Annotated in this window: 15 protein-coding genes; 11 read left to right on the forward strand and 4 right to left on the reverse strand. The window is 49.9% G+C overall.

Annotated features, from left to right (window positions below; all coding sequences use genetic code 11):
- Positions 1 to 167 precede the first annotated feature (167 nt).
- The 7 genes from ABV298_RS09200 (at position 168) to ABV298_RS09230 (ending at position 6837) form a co-directional block, all read left to right on the forward strand.
- On the forward strand, positions 168 to 977 hold the full coding sequence (locus ABV298_RS09200) for a helix-turn-helix transcriptional regulator (RefSeq protein WP_353721841.1): 810 nt from the start codon (positions 168 to 170) through the stop codon (positions 975 to 977).
- A gap of 66 nt (positions 978 to 1043) precedes the next feature.
- A complete protein-coding gene (locus ABV298_RS09205; protein WP_353721842.1) occupies positions 1044 to 1430 on the forward strand; it encodes a VOC family protein in 387 nt (128 codons plus the stop codon).
- Between the two features lie 53 nt (positions 1431 to 1483).
- On the forward strand, positions 1484 to 1822 hold the full coding sequence (locus ABV298_RS09210) for a n-acetylglutamate synthase (RefSeq protein ID WP_353721843.1): 339 nt from the start codon (positions 1484 to 1486) through the stop codon (positions 1820 to 1822).
- Positions 1823 to 1841: 19 nt separating this feature from the next.
- Positions 1842 to 2378, forward strand: coding sequence for a YceI family protein (locus ABV298_RS09215; RefSeq protein ID WP_353721844.1), 537 nt, complete (start codon positions 1842 to 1844; stop codon positions 2376 to 2378).
- A gap of 115 nt (positions 2379 to 2493) precedes the next feature.
- On the forward strand, positions 2494 to 4767 hold the full coding sequence (locus tag ABV298_RS09220) for a TonB-dependent receptor (RefSeq protein WP_353721845.1): 2274 nt from the start codon (positions 2494 to 2496) through the stop codon (positions 4765 to 4767).
- A gap of 32 nt (positions 4768 to 4799) precedes the next feature.
- Positions 4800 to 6194: an HmuY family protein gene (locus ABV298_RS09225; protein WP_353721846.1), complete on the forward strand. Its 1395-nt coding sequence runs from the start codon at positions 4800 to 4802 to the stop codon at positions 6192 to 6194.
- 64 nt (positions 6195 to 6258) lie between these two features.
- Complete coding sequence (locus tag ABV298_RS09230; RefSeq protein WP_353721847.1) at positions 6259 to 6837, forward strand: HmuY family protein; 579 nt, start codon at positions 6259 to 6261, stop codon at positions 6835 to 6837.
- Between the two features lie 105 nt (positions 6838 to 6942).
- Here the strand turns inward: ABV298_RS09230 and ABV298_RS09235 are convergent, their stop codons facing one another.
- Both ABV298_RS09235 and ABV298_RS09240 read right to left on the reverse strand, forming a co-directional pair.
- A complete protein-coding gene (locus ABV298_RS09235) occupies positions 6943 to 7569 on the reverse strand; it encodes a YdeI/OmpD-associated family protein (protein WP_353721848.1) in 627 nt (208 codons plus the stop codon).
- Between the two features lie 46 nt (positions 7570 to 7615).
- Positions 7616 to 8659, reverse strand: a complete 1044-nt coding sequence (locus ABV298_RS09240) for a GNAT family N-acetyltransferase (protein ID WP_353721849.1) — start codon at positions 8657 to 8659, stop codon at positions 7616 to 7618.
- A 340-nt stretch (positions 8660 to 8999) separates the two neighbouring features.
- On the opposite strand from ABV298_RS09240, the gene ABV298_RS09245 reads away from it, so the two are divergent.
- The 4 genes from ABV298_RS09245 to ABV298_RS09260 all read left to right on the forward strand — a co-directional run bounded on the left by ABV298_RS09245 (position 9000) and on the right by ABV298_RS09260 (position 15456).
- Positions 9000 to 9419 (forward strand): hypothetical protein, encoded by a 420-nt coding sequence (locus ABV298_RS09245; RefSeq protein ID WP_353721850.1) that lies wholly within the window; start codon positions 9000 to 9002, stop codon positions 9417 to 9419.
- A gap of 185 nt (positions 9420 to 9604) precedes the next feature.
- On the forward strand, positions 9605 to 10756 hold the full coding sequence (locus tag ABV298_RS09250; RefSeq protein ID WP_353721851.1) for an efflux RND transporter periplasmic adaptor subunit: 1152 nt from the start codon (positions 9605 to 9607) through the stop codon (positions 10754 to 10756).
- Positions 10757 to 10785: 29 nt separating this feature from the next.
- Entirely contained in the window at positions 10786 to 13944 is a 3159-nt protein-coding gene (locus ABV298_RS09255; protein WP_353721852.1) for an efflux RND transporter permease subunit, read from the forward strand.
- Positions 13945 to 14010: 66 nt separating this feature from the next.
- Positions 14011 to 15456, forward strand: a complete 1446-nt coding sequence (locus ABV298_RS09260) for an efflux transporter outer membrane subunit (RefSeq protein WP_353721853.1) — start codon at positions 14011 to 14013, stop codon at positions 15454 to 15456.
- 44 nt (positions 15457 to 15500) lie between these two features.
- Here the strand turns inward: ABV298_RS09260 and ABV298_RS09265 are convergent, their stop codons facing one another.
- Positions 15501 to 16799 (reverse strand): hypothetical protein, encoded by a 1299-nt coding sequence (locus ABV298_RS09265; protein ID WP_353721854.1) that lies wholly within the window; start codon positions 16797 to 16799, stop codon positions 15501 to 15503.
- A gap of 130 nt (positions 16800 to 16929) precedes the next feature.
- The gene (locus ABV298_RS09270) at positions 16930 to 18648 is read right to left on the reverse strand and encodes a sialate O-acetylesterase (RefSeq protein WP_353721855.1); all 1719 of its coding nucleotides are present in this window, start codon (positions 18646 to 18648) and stop codon (positions 16930 to 16932) included.
- Positions 18649 to 18683 lie beyond the last annotated feature (35 nt).

Here is an 18683-nt window from a genome sequence, read left to right on the forward strand (position 1 = left end):
ACGCTGTTCAAATGTATTAAAGAGATTTCAAAAATATAAATTTCGCAGAATATAATAAAAGTATCCCCTTAAAGCAGATAGGATAAATAGTGTATAAAAATTACTACTGATGCTGATCTTTTGCATACTATCGATTATTTTAGGCTTTCTTCGAAAGCAGGCTCGTCATGAAGTATTTCACCATCCCGCCCACCCCCGACCTGGCCCGTTACGTCCGGTTCTTCTGGGAGCTGGAACACGACCTACCCGGCAATGAGCCTTATTTTCACCGGACGCTGGCCGATGGCTGCGCCGAAATGGTATTCCATTTCAAAGGGCGGTTCGACGAAATATTCAAAAACGATAAAACCGAAACCTCCTTCCATTCCGGCGTTCATGGCCAGTCGCAGTCCTTCCGGCGATTTGTGATCGGGCGGGACTTCGGCATTTTTGGGATTTACCTCTATCCTTACGCTATTCCGGCACTCTTCGGCGTGCCCGCGGCGGAAGTGAGCAACCAGATGCCGGACCTTACCTCATTTCTCGGACAGGCCGGTACTGACCTGGAAGAGCAGGTGATGCTCGCGGCCGACCATACTTCGCGTGTCGCCATTGTTTCCGAATTTCTAAGAAAGTGTATCCGCAAACGGGAAATCCACGAACCGGCGGTTTTTTCGGTGATCAGCAGCGTGATCCGCTCCAACGGCCTGGCGCGCATTCCCGATCTGGCGGCACGGAGTTTCCTTTCCACCCGTCAGTTCGAACGGAAATTTCTGGCATTCTCCGGGTTCAGTCCCAAACTTTTCAGCCGGATCATCCGCTTTCAATCGGCATTGAACGAATACGGGAACAAACACAAATCGCTTACCGAAATCGCCTATGAATGCGGCTATTACGACCAGTCGCATTTTATCCACGATTTCAAGGCGTTCTCGGGCGAGCACCCCAAAACCTATTTTTCCGGGAATGCGGAAGGTATGGGCTACCGCGATGTATGATGTCGTATTTTTCCAATTCCGCGCCCGACCGCTTATCTACTTTTGCTTAAACCAAAAACAAAAATCATGAGCAATGTAAAAGTCCCCAACGGCCATCAGACCATCATGCCCTACCTGATGCTCGATGGCGCTTCCAGGTTCCGCGATTTCACCACCTCCGTTTTCGGCGGAACGATCAGTTCGACGCATTTTCAGGAAGACAACCCTGAGCAGATCAAACATTCGGAAGTGACGATTGGAGGCAGCACCATCATGTTCTGCGACAGCCGCGCCGAATGGCCCGCACAGCCGGCCAACCTGTTCGTGTATGTCGACAATGCCGACGAAAGTTACCAAAAGGCCCTTGACGCCGGCGCAACGAGCGTGATGCCCCCTGCCGACCAGGATTACGGTCGTAGCTGCGGAGTAACCGACCCCTGCGGAAATACATGGTGGATCACGTCCGTTCTTTGATCAAATGCCGCCTTAATGCCTATATTTAGCGCACTAAGGCGACGTTTTTTCCTATGATCGATTATAACAACAAAGTATTCGTCCCATTATCCAATTCCGCGAACGGAGAAGTGGATTTGTCCATGCAATTTTTGTACAAACAAACGGGGAATATTGTTACTTCCACCTACTCGGGCGGGCGCATTCGCACGGGACACCTCATCGCGCTCGTGGACGACCAGGGTAACCTCGACATGCGTTACCATCAGGTGAACGACAAAGGCGAGATCACGACGGGTATTTGCAGGTCTACGCCCGAGCAACTGCCGAACGGGAAAATCCGTATGCATGAGAAATGGCAATGGACTTCTGGCGACCGTTCGGAAGGCGAATCCTTGCTGGAAGAGCTTTAAATATCCAAACGAAACAGAAATGCGTACCCGGCTCACATTTGCATTGTGGATCACGCTCGCGGCGATCGCGGGCAATGTGTCCGCTCAAACCTCGAAAATCGTTTCGGGTTCTACGAAGTTCAGTGTTAAATTCATCCTCGGCACCTGCAATGGCACATTCGAAGCGCCGCGCGGGGAAGCCGTTTTTGACGAGAAAAGCCCACAAAGCGCATCCTTTGATGTAAGAATCGCCGCGAATACATTTAAAACCAACAACAATACCCGCGACAGGGATATGAAAAGCGACAAATATTTTTGGGTCGAGAAATATCCCGATATCCATTTCAGGTCTTCCAAGGTCGAGAAGAAAGGCGACAAATACCAGGCGACAGGCACATTGACGATGCGGGACGTTTCCAAAAGCGTAGCCCTGCCTTTCGATGCCAAAAAGAATGCCGACGGCAGCTATTCGCTCACCAGTACCTTCGAAATAAACCGCCTCGATTACAAGATCGGCGAAAAGGACTGGAAGCTGAAAGACATTGTGACCGTCAATCTTCAAGCGACCATCAGGTAACATTTCACCTTGCCGGGAGAATGCCACCCTTTTCACAAAAAATATCTTGGTGTAATTGTAATTAGTCTAAATAATTTTTTCTTTTGTAATTATAATTAGTCTAAATTAATTTTTTGTGAAGCAACTGTCTACCCTCTCATTAATCTTACTGGTTATCAGTGGCGTAATGGCTCAGAAATCCAATGGAACAGTGGAAGGAAGGATTTTATCCGGAACAGGCGAGCCCATTCGGGAGGCTACGGTCTTCCTGCAAAACACGGCATATGAGGCACAAACTTCACCGGAAGGCCTTTTTTCCCTCGCGGTGCCGCCCGGAGATTATGCATTGGTAGCGAAAGCCGTCGGGAATGGGGAATCGATGGTTAAAATTTCCGTCCGAGGCGGTGAAAGACTCGAAATCGGGGATATCGAGCTAACCGGAACGCCGCTCGCACTGAATGAAGTGGTAATCACCGGGCAACCGGAACCGCAGTCACTCCGCAACTCGGTGTACCAGGTACGAACGATCGACCGCGAGCGCATCCGCCTGCGTGGTGCAACCAACCTGCAAATGGTCCTCAATACCGAACTCGGCATAAGGTTTTCGAACGATTTGACGCTCGGTACCAGCGATATACAACTAATGGGCATGACAGGCCGGGGCGTCAAGATACTGCTCGACGGCATTCCGCTTACCGATCGCGGCGATACACGTGAGAGCCTTGGACAGATCGACATCAACACCATCGAAAGAATCGAGATCGTAGAAGGACCTATGTCGGTTATTTACGGAACGGATGCCTTGGCGGGCGTGATCAATATCATTACAAAAAAGGGTTCGGAAGGCTCGTCGTTCACTTTCAATGCAAGGTTGCAGGAAGAAACCGCGGGCGATGAATATAACGCATTGACCAAAAAAGGAACCCATAACCAGAGCGTTGGCCTAACGTGGCAAAACGAACACGTGCAGTTGTCCGGCAATGTAACCCGAAACAATTTCGGTGGCTGGCGGGGCGCTTCTACGGGCCGCGCCAAAGCCTGGATGCCGAAAGACCAGATGCTCTACACGGCCGGAGCGCGTTTCGGCCAAAAGCAATGGAACATCTGGTACCGCTTCAACGGCACCGACGAAACGATCAGATATCTGGGTAACCGCAATCCTAATACCGGCATTGCGGCTGATAAGGATTACATCAGCAAACGCTGGTTCCATCAATTACAATCCGAATTCAAAGTGAACGACCGGCTGAATATCACGGGTGCCGGCTCCTATACCGACTATTCCCGCAGAACCCTCAGCACCAATGTGGATATCAACGACCGTCGCACGCTCTCGCTCGACCCCGGCGCGCAGGACAAATCGATTTTCACGACTGCGTTCTTCCGCGGAACGGCTTTTTATAAGGCGTCGGATTATCTGTCGGTGCTCGCGGGAATCGATTTTTCGAACAACAATGCATCGGGCGCACGCATCAAAGGGTCTCCCGCCATCAATGAATATGCCTTATTTATAGCGCCTGAAATCCGCATCGGACGATCCATTAAGCTCACACCTGGTCTGCGTTTCCTCAAAAACTCGGTCTACGATGCTCCGCCGGTGATACCGTCGCTGAACGGCAAGCTTACATTGAGCAAATCGCTCGATTTCCGTTTTGGGTACGCGCGCGGGTTCCGCTCGCCGGCGCTGCGGGAGCTTTATTTCGATTTCCACGACGCTTCCCACTCCATTAACGGCAACGTCAACCTGAAAGCCGAATATTCAAACAGCTTTAACGCTTTCTTTGTCTGGCAAGCCGTGAGCCGCGAAGGGTTCCGCATCGGTTCCACGCTTGGCGGCTTTTACAATGTTTTCCACGACCTGATCGAAACTGCCTTTGACCCCAATGACCGTACCCAGACGACCTATCTGAATATCGATCACTTCAAAACGACCGGCTTCTCGTTGGACAACAAGATTTTCTGGAAGAACCTGCAAGCGACGGTGGGAGCTACTTACATTGGCCGCTACAATAAATTTTCGGAAACACCGGGAGATTTTGGCTCGCTACCCAGATTTGTGTGGTCCACTGAAATCAACGCAAACCTGATTTATACTTTCCCAAATGCCGGTGCCAGTATTAACCTGTTCTATAAATTCTCCGGCAAGCGTCCGGTTTATGAAATCGTCGACGAAGCCGGTGTCCGTCTTGAAGAAACCGCAGGTTTCCACATGGCGGACTTAACATTCGGCAAGAGGCTTGGCAAACACCTTAACTTACTGGCTGGTGTCAAGAACCTCTTCGATGTCACCAACCTGCAAAATACCTCCGCGGATATTGGCGGGGCGCACAGCACAGGCGGGGCTGTTCCGATGTCGTTCGGGCGGTCATATTTCGCGGGTCTCAGCTTTCAATTCACAAAAAAACAATAATTGATACCCTTTCATTCTAACTCCAATTCATTATGAAGACAATAGTCCGGTCGCTACTACTGATTGCATTCCTGGGTACATTCAACGCATGCAGCGACGACGAACCTCCATTACCGGATAACCTGGCCGCTTTTGAAGCGACCGAAAAAGGTTTCGAAGGCGACGAGACGGAAATCAAGGTCATGCTTTCGAGAGCGGTCGATGCCGCTACCCCTATCTCCGTGACACTGACACCTGCGCAACTCACATATGACGCCGAGTTCACCACCACTCCCGCAGCAGCAAACAACACGCTCTCATTGTCGGTACCTGCGGGGCAATCGTCCGTTTCTTTCAAGGTAAGCAAAAAATCGGGCGTGTTGCTGGACGGCGATGAGAGCATTGCCTTTAAAATCGCGTCGGCAGGCAGTCCTGTGCTGGTCGGCGCCAATTCTTCCCTGAAACTGAGCTTCAAAGCCATCATCTCAGAAGGCACCAGCATTCAGTTGAACGGTATAGCGGGCAGCGAACCGGGAAGCAGCGCGGCCAATACCGTCTTCCTCGACCTCAGCAGCAATGTGCAAACGCCTGTACTTCGCGACAGCTGGGACCTCGGGTTTTACAACGGCACCGATTTTCGCGTCATCCTGAACGGGACCAATGGTGCCTCCGCCTTGATGGTGGACAAGACGGATCTCAATGCCGTTTCCGGCAAGGACTTCGTCGCCGATTCGCTGGCGGTTGGCCAGGGAAAAGGCAAACTGTCGCTGGTTGACGACGCAACGGGAGACCTTACCAAGACAGTGATAGCGGCAGTTTCTGCAACCGATGCCGACAATAAAGTATATATCCTGAACCGCAAAGGTGGCTCAGGCACCGTTCTTCCGGCAACCGACCTTTATAAAATCCGTATTCTTCGTAAAGGTGCCGGCTATACCCTGCAATATGCCAAAGTAAACGAAACCACGTTTAAAACACTGGACATCAACAAGGACGCCGCCTACAACTTCGGGTTTGTCTCCCTTGAAAAAGGGGCCACGGTTGGTGTTGAGCCGGCAAAGGATCGCTGGGACATCAAATGGGGGTACAGCATGTACTTTACCGCGGCCGGTCCAGGCGTAACGCTCCCTTACGGCTTCTCCGACCTGGTATTCATCAATACGCTCGCAAACGTGGAAGCCGCCGAAGTGCTAACGGCTACCGCGGCTTACGACACATTTGCCGAAACCAACCTGACAGGCATCACATTCAGCAAGTCTGCCGACGCAATCGGTTCAAAATGGCGCGCAACTACGGGAACCATCGGTGTTAAAACCGACCGTTTTTACCTGATCAAAGATCCGGCAGGCAACATTTACAAACTGCGTTTTATCAGCTTCCATGCAAGCGACGGGGGCGAGCGCGGGAAACCCAAATTGGAGTATAAGCTCGTTAAAAAAGGTGCGTGATATCACATTTAAGCGGCTATCGGCATCACAACCCGATAGCCGTTTCAGTCAAACATTCCCGAATATGCTATTCAAATCAATCGTCGCTTCGGCTATGGTGGCAATACCCTGGATAACAGGCATTCAGCATGCTTGTGCACAGGTCAGCAGCCCGGCAAAGACCGAAATCACAGTTATCAAAGACCTGAACGCTAATACGAAGTCCTACATCTATTTCAGTCTGGTTGCGGGCAAAGAAGTGCCGGCAAGCGACGCGAAAACGAAGAATTGGGACATCGCATTCAGTAAAACGACAATCGCTACCAACAGCGGCACCAGCGGTCCGGGCGAAGGAGGGGCTATCGTCGTGGAAAAACCGTTCGACCAGATAAACGAAGCTCCGAAAGACGGCTATAAAGCCGACAGCGACGCCGGTTTCGCGATTCCAGGCGGAAGCGGAAACTCGTGGTATAGATACGACATGAGCGTGCACGCGATCCTGCCCATTCCCCGACGGACGTTGCTCGTCAAGACCGCCGATGGTCAAATCGCAAAAATAGAAATTATCAGCTACTACAAAGGCGCGCCGGAGGACGTGCCCACGGAAGAGTCAAGCTACTACACTTTCAGATATACGATTGCGGGGAAAGACGGCAGATTTTAGCCCCTCGAACCCTCGGCACCAAAAATCCCGGAGTGATCCGGGATTTTTATTGTTTCGGCTTCACCTTACATAGAGTATAAATCCGCGGCAAAGAAACAGCATGAACTACGCCTGACTCTTCATGTATTTCCAGTTACGCGGCTTGCCCTCGGCCAGCCATTCGAGCGCCTGACCGATGCGTTTTTCGCGCGTCGCTTTCGTTTTCGCGTCCTCGAACCACTCCACATATTCCTTTTTATTGGAATAACTGAAATTTTCGAAAACCTTTTGGGCGGCCGGATTGCCTGCAAGCGCATCCGTTACGTATGCCGGTATTGTCAATTCCCTGGGTTCCCTTGGCTTATCCTCTTTTTTTAGCTTCACGCCGCTGTCGATCAGGTGCATGGCTTCCTGAATGAAGCCTTTCAAATGTTCCTCCGGCGGAAGATCTTCAATCGCGGTTATTTTGCCGAGACTTCCCATGCCGACGCGTTCGCCATTTACGGCCAGCAAGTTATGCGGATCACTAAGCCGCGATTCGAGCCAAAAGCCGAATGCGCAATGCTGTTTAAATGAAGCCATACTACAAAGGATACTACCCCTGTATTCGAAATGCGGAAAGCTCCATTTCATGGTTTCCCGTACTTGCGGGCAAGTCTCGTGTACAAGCGCCCGCAGGTATTCGAGGATGGGGATGGCAAAACTGGCGGACTTGACGATGTAGGCGTCGATGCGGGGGTCGGTTTGGCTCATTGCTGGTATTTTGTGCATTCCGGCCCGGGACCGGAATGCCGGTCAATCATTGTTTTTCAAGTATTCCCTTCAAATTGGTCAATCCTTGCTGAAAATCCGTTCCTATGGACTCCTCCATGTTAAAGAATGGCAGCATTACATTCATCGGAATCGGCATTTTACCCTGGAACCCCCAGCGGACACGCGTCGCCGTCGAATCGATTGCCTCCGTAATCATATAGGCGTCGCTGGTACTTTCGAAGGGTTTCAGGAAACGTAGCTGGGTATCGATTCTCCGGCCCTCTTCTATTTTAGTGATTTCCTGCTCCCCCTTGCCCACTTCGTCATTCCCTTCCCACATCGACACAAATCCAACCGTGCCATCGGTGCCCGAGAAAGTCTTTTTCATATCGGGGTCGCGGCGGCCCCAGACACTCCAGTCGTTCTGTTTTTTGAGAGATTTAAGATATTCAAAAACCTCTGCCTTTGGTTTGTTGATCACGATTTCCCGCTCGACTGCATAATCCTTCGGCATAATGAAAGCCGCGATAAGAACCAGCGCAACGAGTCCCAGAATAATGTAGAGCACTTTTTTCATAGAAGGAGAATTTTGTAGTGAATAATTGAACCTGTACTTGACTTCGTCAAGGTCTTCGATCCGCTCGGTGTTGGTCATACCGGCTTTTTCCAGCACCCGGATGGACGCTGTGTTGTTTACATTTACGAATGCGATGACATCCCGGGCCTTCAAAACACTTTTCGAGAACCGTATCAGCCCTTTCGCTATTTCGGTAGCTACGCCCCTTCCCCAGAACTCCTCCATCACCCGGTAGCCGATCTCTATCGCCGGGCCCACTTTGTCCAGTTTTGCGGCGCCTATCAATTCGCCCGAATATCTGTCCTCGATCAGGTACCGGCCCAGATAGGTATCCATGCCGTATTCCTGCAGGAATTCCGCCAGCATCTTGTCCGACTCCTCCCGTGTGAGCGAGTAGCCGGTCACATATTTCATCACATTGTCATTATTGCTCAGCCTGAAATACTTGTCACCATCGGCAGCCGTCATTTTGGTAAGCACAAAACGCTCGGTGTAAATAGGTTGGACAGCCATGAGTGCGACAATTACATTCTCTCCCGGAATTGGGATCAGTTAAATATACACTATTTACGAAAAATTTGCAGGCATTTGAAAACTACACTTTTCCCAGTAGCACGGTTGATAAATCGAACGGTTTTTCAAGAACCGAAAAGCGGCATAGTTTTTTGAGTCTCAGAGCAATGGCATATTCGTTAACTTTCATTAACACTTATTATAATTTGCAATGTACATTTGAAACGTTATATTTGAACTATTACCCGTTTGTATCACAATTCCGTTTCAATAGTTCCAATCATTCTTGAATTCATTATAAAAGTATGAATTTTTCAATGAACTGATCTCCATCAGCATCATGACAAAAAGAGCTTTTGTATTGTTTTTCTGGCTTGCACAATTTGCCGTTTCGCTGCTGATCGGGCAGCAGGGGGCTGTTGCGTGCAAGATCGATTTGGGAACTGACACTTTTTCCCCCTATCAAGTCGAGGAAAAACCGGGGACCGGCCATTTTGTGTTAATTGACGATACGGTATGTAAAAACGAGACGGTGGTAAGGGCCGACGAGTTCGAATGGAAGGAAGCCTTGTCGGACCTGCTTAGCCACCGGCACTCTACCTACCGCTTCCTGACCCTGGTAGCCCAAGCCACGCCACAGTATGAAATCACCAGGATTCCCAAGGTCATCAGGGAGTCCGTCCAGCTATTGCCCGTCAGCAATGGAGAAACCACGCTGCCCGATTATTACAGCTTTCTCCATCGCCTTTGCCCCTTTTGAAATCGCCGCAAGCGCTCTTTAATCCGAGATTTTCCTGACTGACGGACTGTTCCGTAATGCTCTTTCACGCATATACGGACTGATACCAGCATTATGCTATTCCGTTTCTGCCGGACCGCCGTGCAGCAACGTCGCTATTCCGTTCCCTTGCATTACCGCCAACCTATTTATACAAACGCATCATCATGAAAAATTTAAAATGGCCACTCGTTCTGTTCGTCAGCATGTTCGCCTATGGCTGCGCGTCGAAAAGTGAAACTTTATCCGACACAAAGGACAGCATTCCGACGATCCCCGTGACGGAGCTCAGGCCTCAAAAAACAGAATTACACCGCGAGTACGTGGGCAACATCCACGCTATGCGGAACGTCGAAATATATGCCCGTGTAAAAGGCTACCTCGAAGAAGTATACGTCGACGAGGGCAAGGAAGTCAAGAAGGGCCAAGTTTTGTTCCGTATCAATAACGAAGAATACGAAGCACAGCTCGCCAAAGCCAAGGCAACGCTCCAGAACGCGATCGCCGAAGCAAAGGGCGCCGAGCTGGAAGTGAAACGGGTGAAGCTGCTCGTAGATAAAAATGTGGTTTCAAAAACCGAGCTGGAAGTGGCACAGGCAAAACTGGCTGCGGCGAACGCCAAAATAGAAGAAGCCAAGTCGGAGAAGTCGAACGCGGCGATCCAGCTGGCACATACCGTGATCAAAGCGCCTTTCGATGGCGTGATCGACCGCCTGCCGCACAAAATGGGGAGCCTGATCGACGAGGGGACATTGCTTACGACGCTGTCCGACACCAAAACGGTGTTCGCGTATTTCAATGTATCCGAAAACGAATACCTGGAATATGTAAAAGCGAGAGGCAATGCGCCGACCAAAAACGCAGTTGTGGAGCTGGAACTGGCCGATGGTTCTTTTTTCAAACACAAAGGGACCATTGAAACGATGGAAGGAGCGTTCGATGAAGGCACGGGGTCTATCGCGTTCCGCGCCCGTTTCGCCAACCCCGAAAAATTGCTGAAACACGGCTCTACGGGCACGATCCGTCTTACCAACACGGTGGAAAACGCGATCTTGATCCCTCAAAAGGCCGCTTTCGAAATCCAGGACAAGAACTTCGTATATGTGCTGGGAAAAGACAACAAGGTCAAAACGCGCAGTTTTGTACCGCAGTCGCGGCTTTCTACTTTTTATGTAGTCAAATCAGGCCTGGAACCGGGAGAAACGATTGTTTACGAGGGCATTCAGTCGTTGAGGGATGGTGCTACCATCAAGCCCAGGACAATTTCCATCGATACCACCGACGTGTCGGCCGAAAAAATCGAGCTTACCGCACGGTAGCATTTCTTCTCCCATCTGAATTGTAGATTATGTTTCAAAAATTCATCGAGCGACCGGTGCTCTCACTGGTCATCTCTATCTTCATAACCTTGCTCGGGGTGCTGGCGGTTCTGGAACTGCCCGTATCCCAATTTCCCGATATCGTGCCTCCGTCGGTGGTCGTAACCGCGACTTATACCGGCGCCAACGCCGAGGTATGCGTCGACGCCGTGGCTGTCCCGCTCGAAAAGGCGATCAATGGGGTGCCCGGCATGACTTACATGACCAGCGTATCGGGTAACGACGGTGTTACCACGATCAATATTTCATTCAACGTGGGCGTCGACCCCGATCTGGCCGCGGTGAATGTACAGAACCGTGTGCAAACGGTGATCGACGAACTTCCGGAAGAAGTTATCAAGGCGGGTGTAAAGACCGAAAAAGAGGTAAATAGTATGCTCATGTACCTGGATATCATGAGCTCCGACACCACCGTGGGCGAGGATTTTGTGTACAACTTCGCCGATATCAATATTCTCAAAGAGCTGAAAAGGATCGACGGCGTGGGCCGCGCGCAGATCATGGGTAGCAAAGACTACTCCATGCGCGTATGGCTCCAACCCGACCGCATGAACAGCTACAATGTCTCCGCCGACGAGGTTATCCAGGCCATCCGCGACCAGAACGTCGTGGCGGCGCCCGGAAAAACCGGTGTGAGCTCCGGCCGTGAAAAGAACGTATTGCAATATGTATTGAAATATACCGGCAAACTGTTCGAACCGGCGCAATACGAAAACATCGTGCTGCGCTCGAATCCCGACGGCTCTATCCTGAAATTGAAAGACGTCGCCAAGATCGAATTCGGTACGCTGGAATACGATATGGCCTCCAAATCAAACGGACGGCCTTCTGCTTCCATTATGATCAAGCAACGCCCGGGCTCCAATGCCCAGGAGGTGATCCGGAACATCAAAAACAAAGTCGCGGAACTGAAAAAGACCACATTTCCTCCCGGAATGGACTATTTCGTATCCTACGACGTTTCGCGCTTCCTCGACGCCTCCATTCACGAGGTTATCCGCACGCTCATCGAGGCATTTATTTTGGTAATCCTGATCGTGTATCTGTTTTTGCAGGACTTCCGCTCGACGCTCATCCCCGCTCTCGCGGTACCGGTGGCGCTGGTGGGGACATTTGCATTCATGCAGCTTTTCGGGTTCTCCATCAACCTGCTGACGCTTTTTGCATTGGTACTGGCGATCGGTATTGTGGTCGATAATGCCATTGTGGTCGTCGAGGCGGTGCACGCCAAGATGGCCGAAAAGCATCTGGACGCCAAAACCGCGACCATTGAATCGATGAAAGAAATGAGCGGGGCGATCATCGCGATCACGCTGGTAATGTCCGCGGTATTTGTCCCGGTAGCGTTCATGTCCGGGCCGGTTGGGATTTTCTACCGGCAGTTTTCCATTACCCTGGCGATTTCCATTGTCATTTCCGGTATCAATGCACTCACGCTCACGCCTGCATTATGCGCATTAATGCTGAAAAACACGCACGGGCAACCGGTTAAAAACAACCCGCTCACACGGTTCTTCAATGGGTTCAACAAAGGCTATAACGGTGTTCAAAGCGGCTACCGCAAACTTCTGGCCTCGATTGTCGGCCGCAGAATGATTACCGTCGGCTTGCTGATCGGGTTCTGCGTTGCTACTTTCGGCATCAACACCGTTTTGCCAACCGGGTTTATTCCAACCGAAGACCAGGGCGTGATCAACGTTAACGTCACAACGCCTGTTGGCGCCACTGTGGAACGTACCGAAGCGGTTCTCGACGAAATTCAGAAAGTAGCCGAAAGCCTCGAACCTGTGGAATCAGTTTCTTCCCTCTCGGGTTACAGCCTTCTAACCGAATCGGCGGGCTCATCGTACGGGATGGCCATGATCAACCTGAAACCGTGGGATCAGCGGAAAGCTTCCGTACAGGACATTATCAAAGAAATGGAAGCCAAAACGAAGCATATCACTGATGCGGAAATCCAGTTCTTCCCTCCTCCGACGGTACCTGGCTTTGGTAACTCCAGCGGCTTCGAGCTGCGCTTGCAGGACCGTTCGGGTAATGAGGACCTGCAAAAAACCGCCGAGGTTACCAATAAGTTTATCAAAGACCTCGCCGCAACACCGGAGATCGCCGCCGCATTCAGTAGTTTCGATGCGAGCTTTCCTCAATATATGATCCACGTCGATTCGGACATTGCCGCTAAAAAGGGCGTCTCGGTAGATGTTGCAATGGGCACGCTCCAAACCATGATCGGTAGCTATTATGCGTCCAACTTCATCCGTTTCGGGCAGATGTACAAAGTAATGGTGCAGGCCGATGCGAGCTTCCGGAAAAACCCCGAGGATATTCTCAAATTATACGTCAAAAATAACCGCGGCGAGATGGTGCCGTTGTCCACTTTTATCAGACTCGAAAGAGTGTACGGCCCCGAATTGCTGACGCGCTATAATATGTATACGTCGGCCATGATCAACGGCGATGCCGCACCGGGGTATAGTAGTGGTGACGCCATCAAGGCGGTGGAACGCGTCGCCGCCACCAGCCTGCCGAAAGGCTACACCTACGACTGGTCGGGTATGACGCGCGAAGAGATCCTGTCGGGAAACCAGGCGGTTTTCATATTCGCAATCTGTCTTGTCTTTGTATATCTGCTGCTCGCAGCGCAGTATGAAAGCTTCCTGCTGCCGCTGCCGGTTATCCTTTCGCTTCCGACAGGTGTTTTCGGAGCATTCCTCGCCCTGAAATTAATGGGGCTGGAAAACAACATTTACGCGCAGGTGTCGCTGGTCATGCTGATAGGCCTCCTGGGTAAAAACGCGATCCTGATAGTGGAATATGCGATTATCCGGCAAAAAGAAGGCCGCACGGTCATCGAAGCGGTATTGGAGGGTGCTACCGAGCGTCTCCGGCCGATTTTGATGACCTCATTCGCATTCGTGGCTGGGCTTATTCCGCTTGTAATGGCTTCCGGCGCAGGGGCGATCGGCAACCGGTCTATCGGTACGACGGCTGCGGGCGGCATGCTTATCGGTACTGTTTTCGGGGTGATCATCATTCCGGGATTGTACGTCGTGTTTGCGGGCATGGTGAATAAGAAAAAGACGCCTCCTTCGGTAGTGGCTACGGAGGAAGAAGCATTGCTGCATTAAGCCCCCTCGAATCCAGTTTTGGCCGCGGGGCATGTCCCTGCGGCTTTCCAATCAGATTTTATATTGATGAAAAGAAATAAAAACTACGCTTCCGGCCTGTGGTTCGCTGCAATGCTGATTTCGGTATCGGGTTGTAAAATGATGCGACCTGTGGAGCAACGTGCACAAATTACAACACCGGCGACATTCGCAGGACAAGCCGATTCCAGCGGCATCGCGTCGCTGCAATGGAAAACATTCTTCAACGACCGGCACCTCGCCGCGCTGATCGACACTGCCTTGCATAACAACCTGGACCTGAAAATGGCTGTTCAGCGCATTGAGATGGCAAGAAGTAACATCATGGCCGCTCATGGAGCATTGCTGCCGGTGGTAACCGGCGATGTATCCGGAGGTGGCCGGAAATTCGGCGATTATACCATGGACGGTGTGGGTAATTACGATACCAATTTTTCCGAAAACATCGATGAAGACCGGCGCCTTCCCGCGCCTTTCCTGCCCGATTATTTTGTCGGTTTGCGCAGCTCGTGGGAGATCGATATCTGGGGTAAGCTCAAAAATCAGAAAAAAGCCGCATACACCCGCTTCCTTGCAAGCGAAAAAGGGCGCCAGGCGATCGTTACCGGGCTTATTGCCGAAATCGCGCGTTCCTATTACGAATTGATGGCACTGGATACCGAGCTCGATATTATCCGCAAGAACATCGCATTGCAGGAGTCGGCCGTGGAAACCATTAAAATTCAGAAAGAAGCAGGCCGTGCCAACGAGCTCGGCGTGCGGCAGTTGACAGCCCAGTTGCTCAATACCCGCAGTCTCGAATATGAGGTACAGCAAAAGATCATCGAAATCGAAAACAATGTAAACCTGCTTGCCGGACGCTTCCCGCAACCCGTTACAAGAAGCACCACGCTCGACCAGGTAATACCGGCGGTCGTTAGTGCCGGTATACCCGCCCAGATGTTGAAAAGAAGACCGGATATTCAGCAGGCGCAGCTCGATCTGCTTGCCAACTATTCGGAGCAACAGGCGGCACAACTGGCGTTCCTGCCCTCGTTGAATATTACCGCAGCCCTGGGATTCAGTGCATTTAAAAGCAACCTGCTTTTTTCTTCCGGTTCGCTAGCATATACCGCGCTTGGCGGACTAACAGCCCCTTTGATCAATCGAAAGGCATTAAAAGCGAACCGGAAACGCGCCGAAGCGGCAAGCCTGGAAGCGCTCTACGCTTATAACAAATCCGTTCTGAATGGATTCCGCGAGGTAAGCACCAGCCTTAAAAAGCTGGAAAACACCAAACAAATCGGCGAGTTGAAAAAGCAGGAGGTAGAAGTGCTGCAACAAGCCGTAGCAACTTCGAAAGACCTGTTTTTGACCGGCTATGCTTCCTACCTGGAAGTGATCACCGCACAGCGGAGCGTCTTGCAAGAGGAGTTGAACCTGACCAATGTGCAGAAAGAACAATTTCTGGCGTTGGTGGAGTTGTATAGGGCGCTTGGCGGAGGCTGGGAGTAGATTCTTAATTATACCAGGAAGATTTTCACCTTCCTGGTATAACCCTACTTTATTTCCACCACGCGTTCGAATGGTTCGCTTTTGTACTCCTCATGTGTCTCCGGGTTTGTGACAACCACACGCATGCGATATTTCCCGGGCAGGTAATTGGGATAAAACGCGTCTCCAAGCATACGTTCGGCACCTTCCTGATATGTGCTCAAATTCCTTATCCAAATGTCTGTTCGCTTAACGTAGCCCGGCTGAGTAATGGATTCCAGTTCCACATCGAACCAGAGTCTTGAAGTTGTCCGATTTGCCAATCCCCAGCGTAAGTCTCCTGTTTCTACCTCTTTTTTGAAAGTCACTGGCTTTTCCAGATACTTGTAGACGTCAGCATACTCTTGATTTTTGTCATTTGACCTTTCAAAAATCATTATGAATGGCTGTTGCGAGGTTTTCGTCACTGCAAACCGATAATTTTGAAAGGCCCAGGTTCCATCATAATAAGAGGCTAATTTTCCGTTTGTAAATATCTGCAAAGTGTAATAGCCCGGCTTGATGTTACGACCAGGATCAAATGTCAGGCTCTGTCCGAATGGGTCATATTTCGTGATTTTCGTTTGATGTTTCTTTCCCTCGGTATCGATAAGTACAATAGCCAGATTATTACTTTCATACAAGTTATATCCGGTAATCGTGACAGGTGCACCATTAATCGAACGTTGAGGCAGGTAACCGCTCCACGACAATCGAATGGGCCCTTTCGTCAATACAAGAGGTTTTGATGCCGTCGCCATCCGACCATTTTTTTTGCGGAACGACACCGTATAGGGCCCTGGCACGATGGGAGTAGCAAGGGGGATTACTAATTCCAATTGCCCATCCAGCGTGCCCGACTGTGAATGTTCTCCAAATCCAAAGTCGCAACCACCTATGGTTATCGCTGGTGCAGCCGGGTCCAACTGATGTTCCAAACGAATTTCGCCGGGTGATCCATCCAGGAAATTCCCCACTTTAATATACAGCGGTTCACCACGGGCTATCTGATATTGATTTTCTTTGTGTTCATCGGCCAGTTCGATCCTTAAAGGTGCGTTTTGAATAAATTGAAATGCATATTTGACTGTATCTGGCATCATCCCGGCATCCTTTCGGGTAACCATGAAAAATTTATCTTCTTGCGAGCCGGAAATCAAATCTATTCGAGTGCCGTACATTCTTGGCACCAGCTCTGCTCCTTTTGTTAGCTTGACTTTCGTGTACAATAGTGAGTGATTCATCCCCTCGGGTAGTTCGATAGTGATGATATTTTTCACTTGATTGATAGAGACATTCTTTTTGTCGAATCCCACAACTTCCATTTCCACGATGCGGGGTTTGTCGCCAGGTAGAATATCCCGTTTCTCACATGCGCAAAAGAATGCGAGAAGCCATGGCAGAAATCTCGTCAACGAAAAGTTATATCTGGCAATACATAAAGACCACATACCTCTATCTGTTAAGTTTGACAAACTTCTTACTCAAAAACAGATCTCCAATCTTAACTCTGCATATATAGGCTCCTGCGGCTAGATTCGTCAGGTCAAAAGGGTATTGGTAAGCCCCAACTGCGTGGTAGTTATCTGCGATGGTGGTTATGATTGCACCACGTTCATCGACAATTTCAAGTCTGACAGTAGCGGGGGAATTGACCCCAAATTCAATATTAACCTGGTCATTCGCGGGATTAGGACTTACATGAAGTATCTGCCCGTAATCGACCGTTGAAACCATCTCCTCGGCGGACATCCGAAAAGAGCCTGATGGTAGCGGCGTATAAATGGCCTGCGATACAACGACATTCTTGTTTCCTGCTTGTGCCATATAGCACCTGTATACCCCAGACGAGACGGTTATACTCTGTGTAGTTGCGAATGGCGGGTCATCAAATCGAGTATACTGGCCGCTCATCCATCGGTAAATGCTGTACCCGGCGGGCGCAGTCAATGTCACACTTCCACCATTTCCAGATGCGGTGATTTGCGGAAAAGCATTAGCTTGAATAGATGGATTTGCCGTAAAATTGCCGCCACTAAGCTCGTTATACCAAGCATCACCTAAATCCAGTAAGCCAGTTCCTGAAAAGTGGGGAGAATTTGTAGGTCTAAGAGGTTGGATATTGTCTGTCTGAGGGCCATATTTATTGGATCCTGCGACTGCATTTTGAGCTGCTATTATATCAGGATTTGTCGGTTGGAATGACCCGCTTGTTTCGTTATTGCGAGAAGCCCGCGAGATATACCAGACAAGATTCGCGTTGAAATCATTTCTGGAAGTACTCACTAGCGTGTTCAATCGTGATTGATACTGTGCACTGGTTGTCAAACCCGCCCATTCGTCATGTGCATCGTTCTCGCCTTGATGCCAGAGTACTCCTCTTACACCAAACATCGAGCCATAGTAATTCAATGCGTTCTTTAAAATTTTGTAGGGTGCTCCCACATTCCCAGAACAAATTGATTGACCGTAAGTGGAAGTTGTGGCCACTCCGTTAATACCATCAATCCAATTTTTAAGTCCGGTATTCGCAATCGCAGCATTGAAAAAAGCAACGGGGACATTCTTATTCTGTGAGATCTTCTTTCCCAGCCTTGAATAGCACCAATTGTTGGGGCCTCGCATTCCTATTTTGCTCCCAACATCTATTGTAAACATGGAAGGAAACGGCGGCAGTTTTAGATCGCAAGGTTCATCCCGAGTGTCGGACACTACTCCTTTAAAGACGGGATCGGCAGGCAAAGTACTTGCGACACCTTGAGCGTTCGATTGCCCGCTTATAATGAAAACTTCCCCCAAACCCGCTGTTACACCTCCGCTAGCCATGGAGAAACCATTATTTATAGCCCGGATTTCTATATTGTACATTCCCGGGGAGACATATACCTGAACTGAGAATATGCCTCCATAAGGCCTTGAATACTCAAATGTTGTCCAATCAATTGAAATTACTCCGGTTTCAAATCCTGTTTCAAGATTTATCGGTTTCACCCGATATTGTAACTGGTAATCTGAATTGCTAATTAAACATTGTCCTGCAACCCAAAAACTATTGTTGATTCCTCTCTGAAAAACAGTTTTATCAACAGGCCAAGAAATAGAAATTTGAGAAAACGCATCTCCACCTGTTAGCAAGGCCACAATCAGAAGGCTCATAAATGAATAGTATTTCATAGTGTGATAGTTATCTAGACTTCGAAATGAAAGGA

Source organism: Dyadobacter sp. 676 (assembly GCF_040448675.1).
In the GTDB taxonomy this organism is placed as follows: domain Bacteria; phylum Bacteroidota; class Bacteroidia; order Cytophagales; family Spirosomataceae; genus Dyadobacter.

Bases quoted from the DNA above. Each gene is read 5' to 3' on its own strand.
- ABV298_RS09200 (WP_353721841.1), top strand. From the start codon at position 168: ATGAAGTATTTCACCATCCCGCCCACCCCCGACCTGGCCCGTTACGTC.
- ABV298_RS09205 (WP_353721842.1), top strand. From the start codon at position 1,044: ATGAGCAATGTAAAAGTCCCCAACGGCCATCAGACCATCATGCCCTAC.
- ABV298_RS09210 (WP_353721843.1), top strand. From the start codon at position 1,484: ATGATCGATTATAACAACAAAGTATTCGTCCCATTATCCAATTCCGCG.
- ABV298_RS09215 (WP_353721844.1), top strand. From the start codon at position 1,842: ATGCGTACCCGGCTCACATTTGCATTGTGGATCACGCTCGCGGCGATC.
- ABV298_RS09225 (WP_353721846.1), top strand. From the start codon at position 4,800: ATGAAGACAATAGTCCGGTCGCTACTACTGATTGCATTCCTGGGTACA.
- ABV298_RS09230 (WP_353721847.1), top strand. From the start codon at position 6,259: ATGCTATTCAAATCAATCGTCGCTTCGGCTATGGTGGCAATACCCTGG.
- ABV298_RS09235 (WP_353721848.1), bottom strand. From the start codon at position 7,569: ATGAGCCAAACCGACCCCCGCATCGACGCCTACATCGTCAAGTCCGCC.
- ABV298_RS09240 (WP_353721849.1), bottom strand. From the start codon at position 8,659: ATGGCTGTCCAACCTATTTACACCGAGCGTTTTGTGCTTACCAAAATG.
- ABV298_RS09245 (WP_353721850.1), top strand. From the start codon at position 9,000: ATGACAAAAAGAGCTTTTGTATTGTTTTTCTGGCTTGCACAATTTGCC.
- ABV298_RS09250 (WP_353721851.1), top strand. From the start codon at position 9,605: ATGAAAAATTTAAAATGGCCACTCGTTCTGTTCGTCAGCATGTTCGCC.
- ABV298_RS09255 (WP_353721852.1), top strand. From the start codon at position 10,786: ATGTTTCAAAAATTCATCGAGCGACCGGTGCTCTCACTGGTCATCTCT.
- ABV298_RS09260 (WP_353721853.1), top strand. From the start codon at position 14,011: ATGAAAAGAAATAAAAACTACGCTTCCGGCCTGTGGTTCGCTGCAATG.
- ABV298_RS09265 (WP_353721854.1), bottom strand. From the start codon at position 16,799: ATGGAAGTTGTGGGATTCGACAAAAAGAATGTCTCTATCAATCAAGTG.
- ABV298_RS09270 (WP_353721855.1), bottom strand. From the start codon at position 18,648: ATGAAATACTATTCATTTATGAGCCTTCTGATTGTGGCCTTGCTAACA.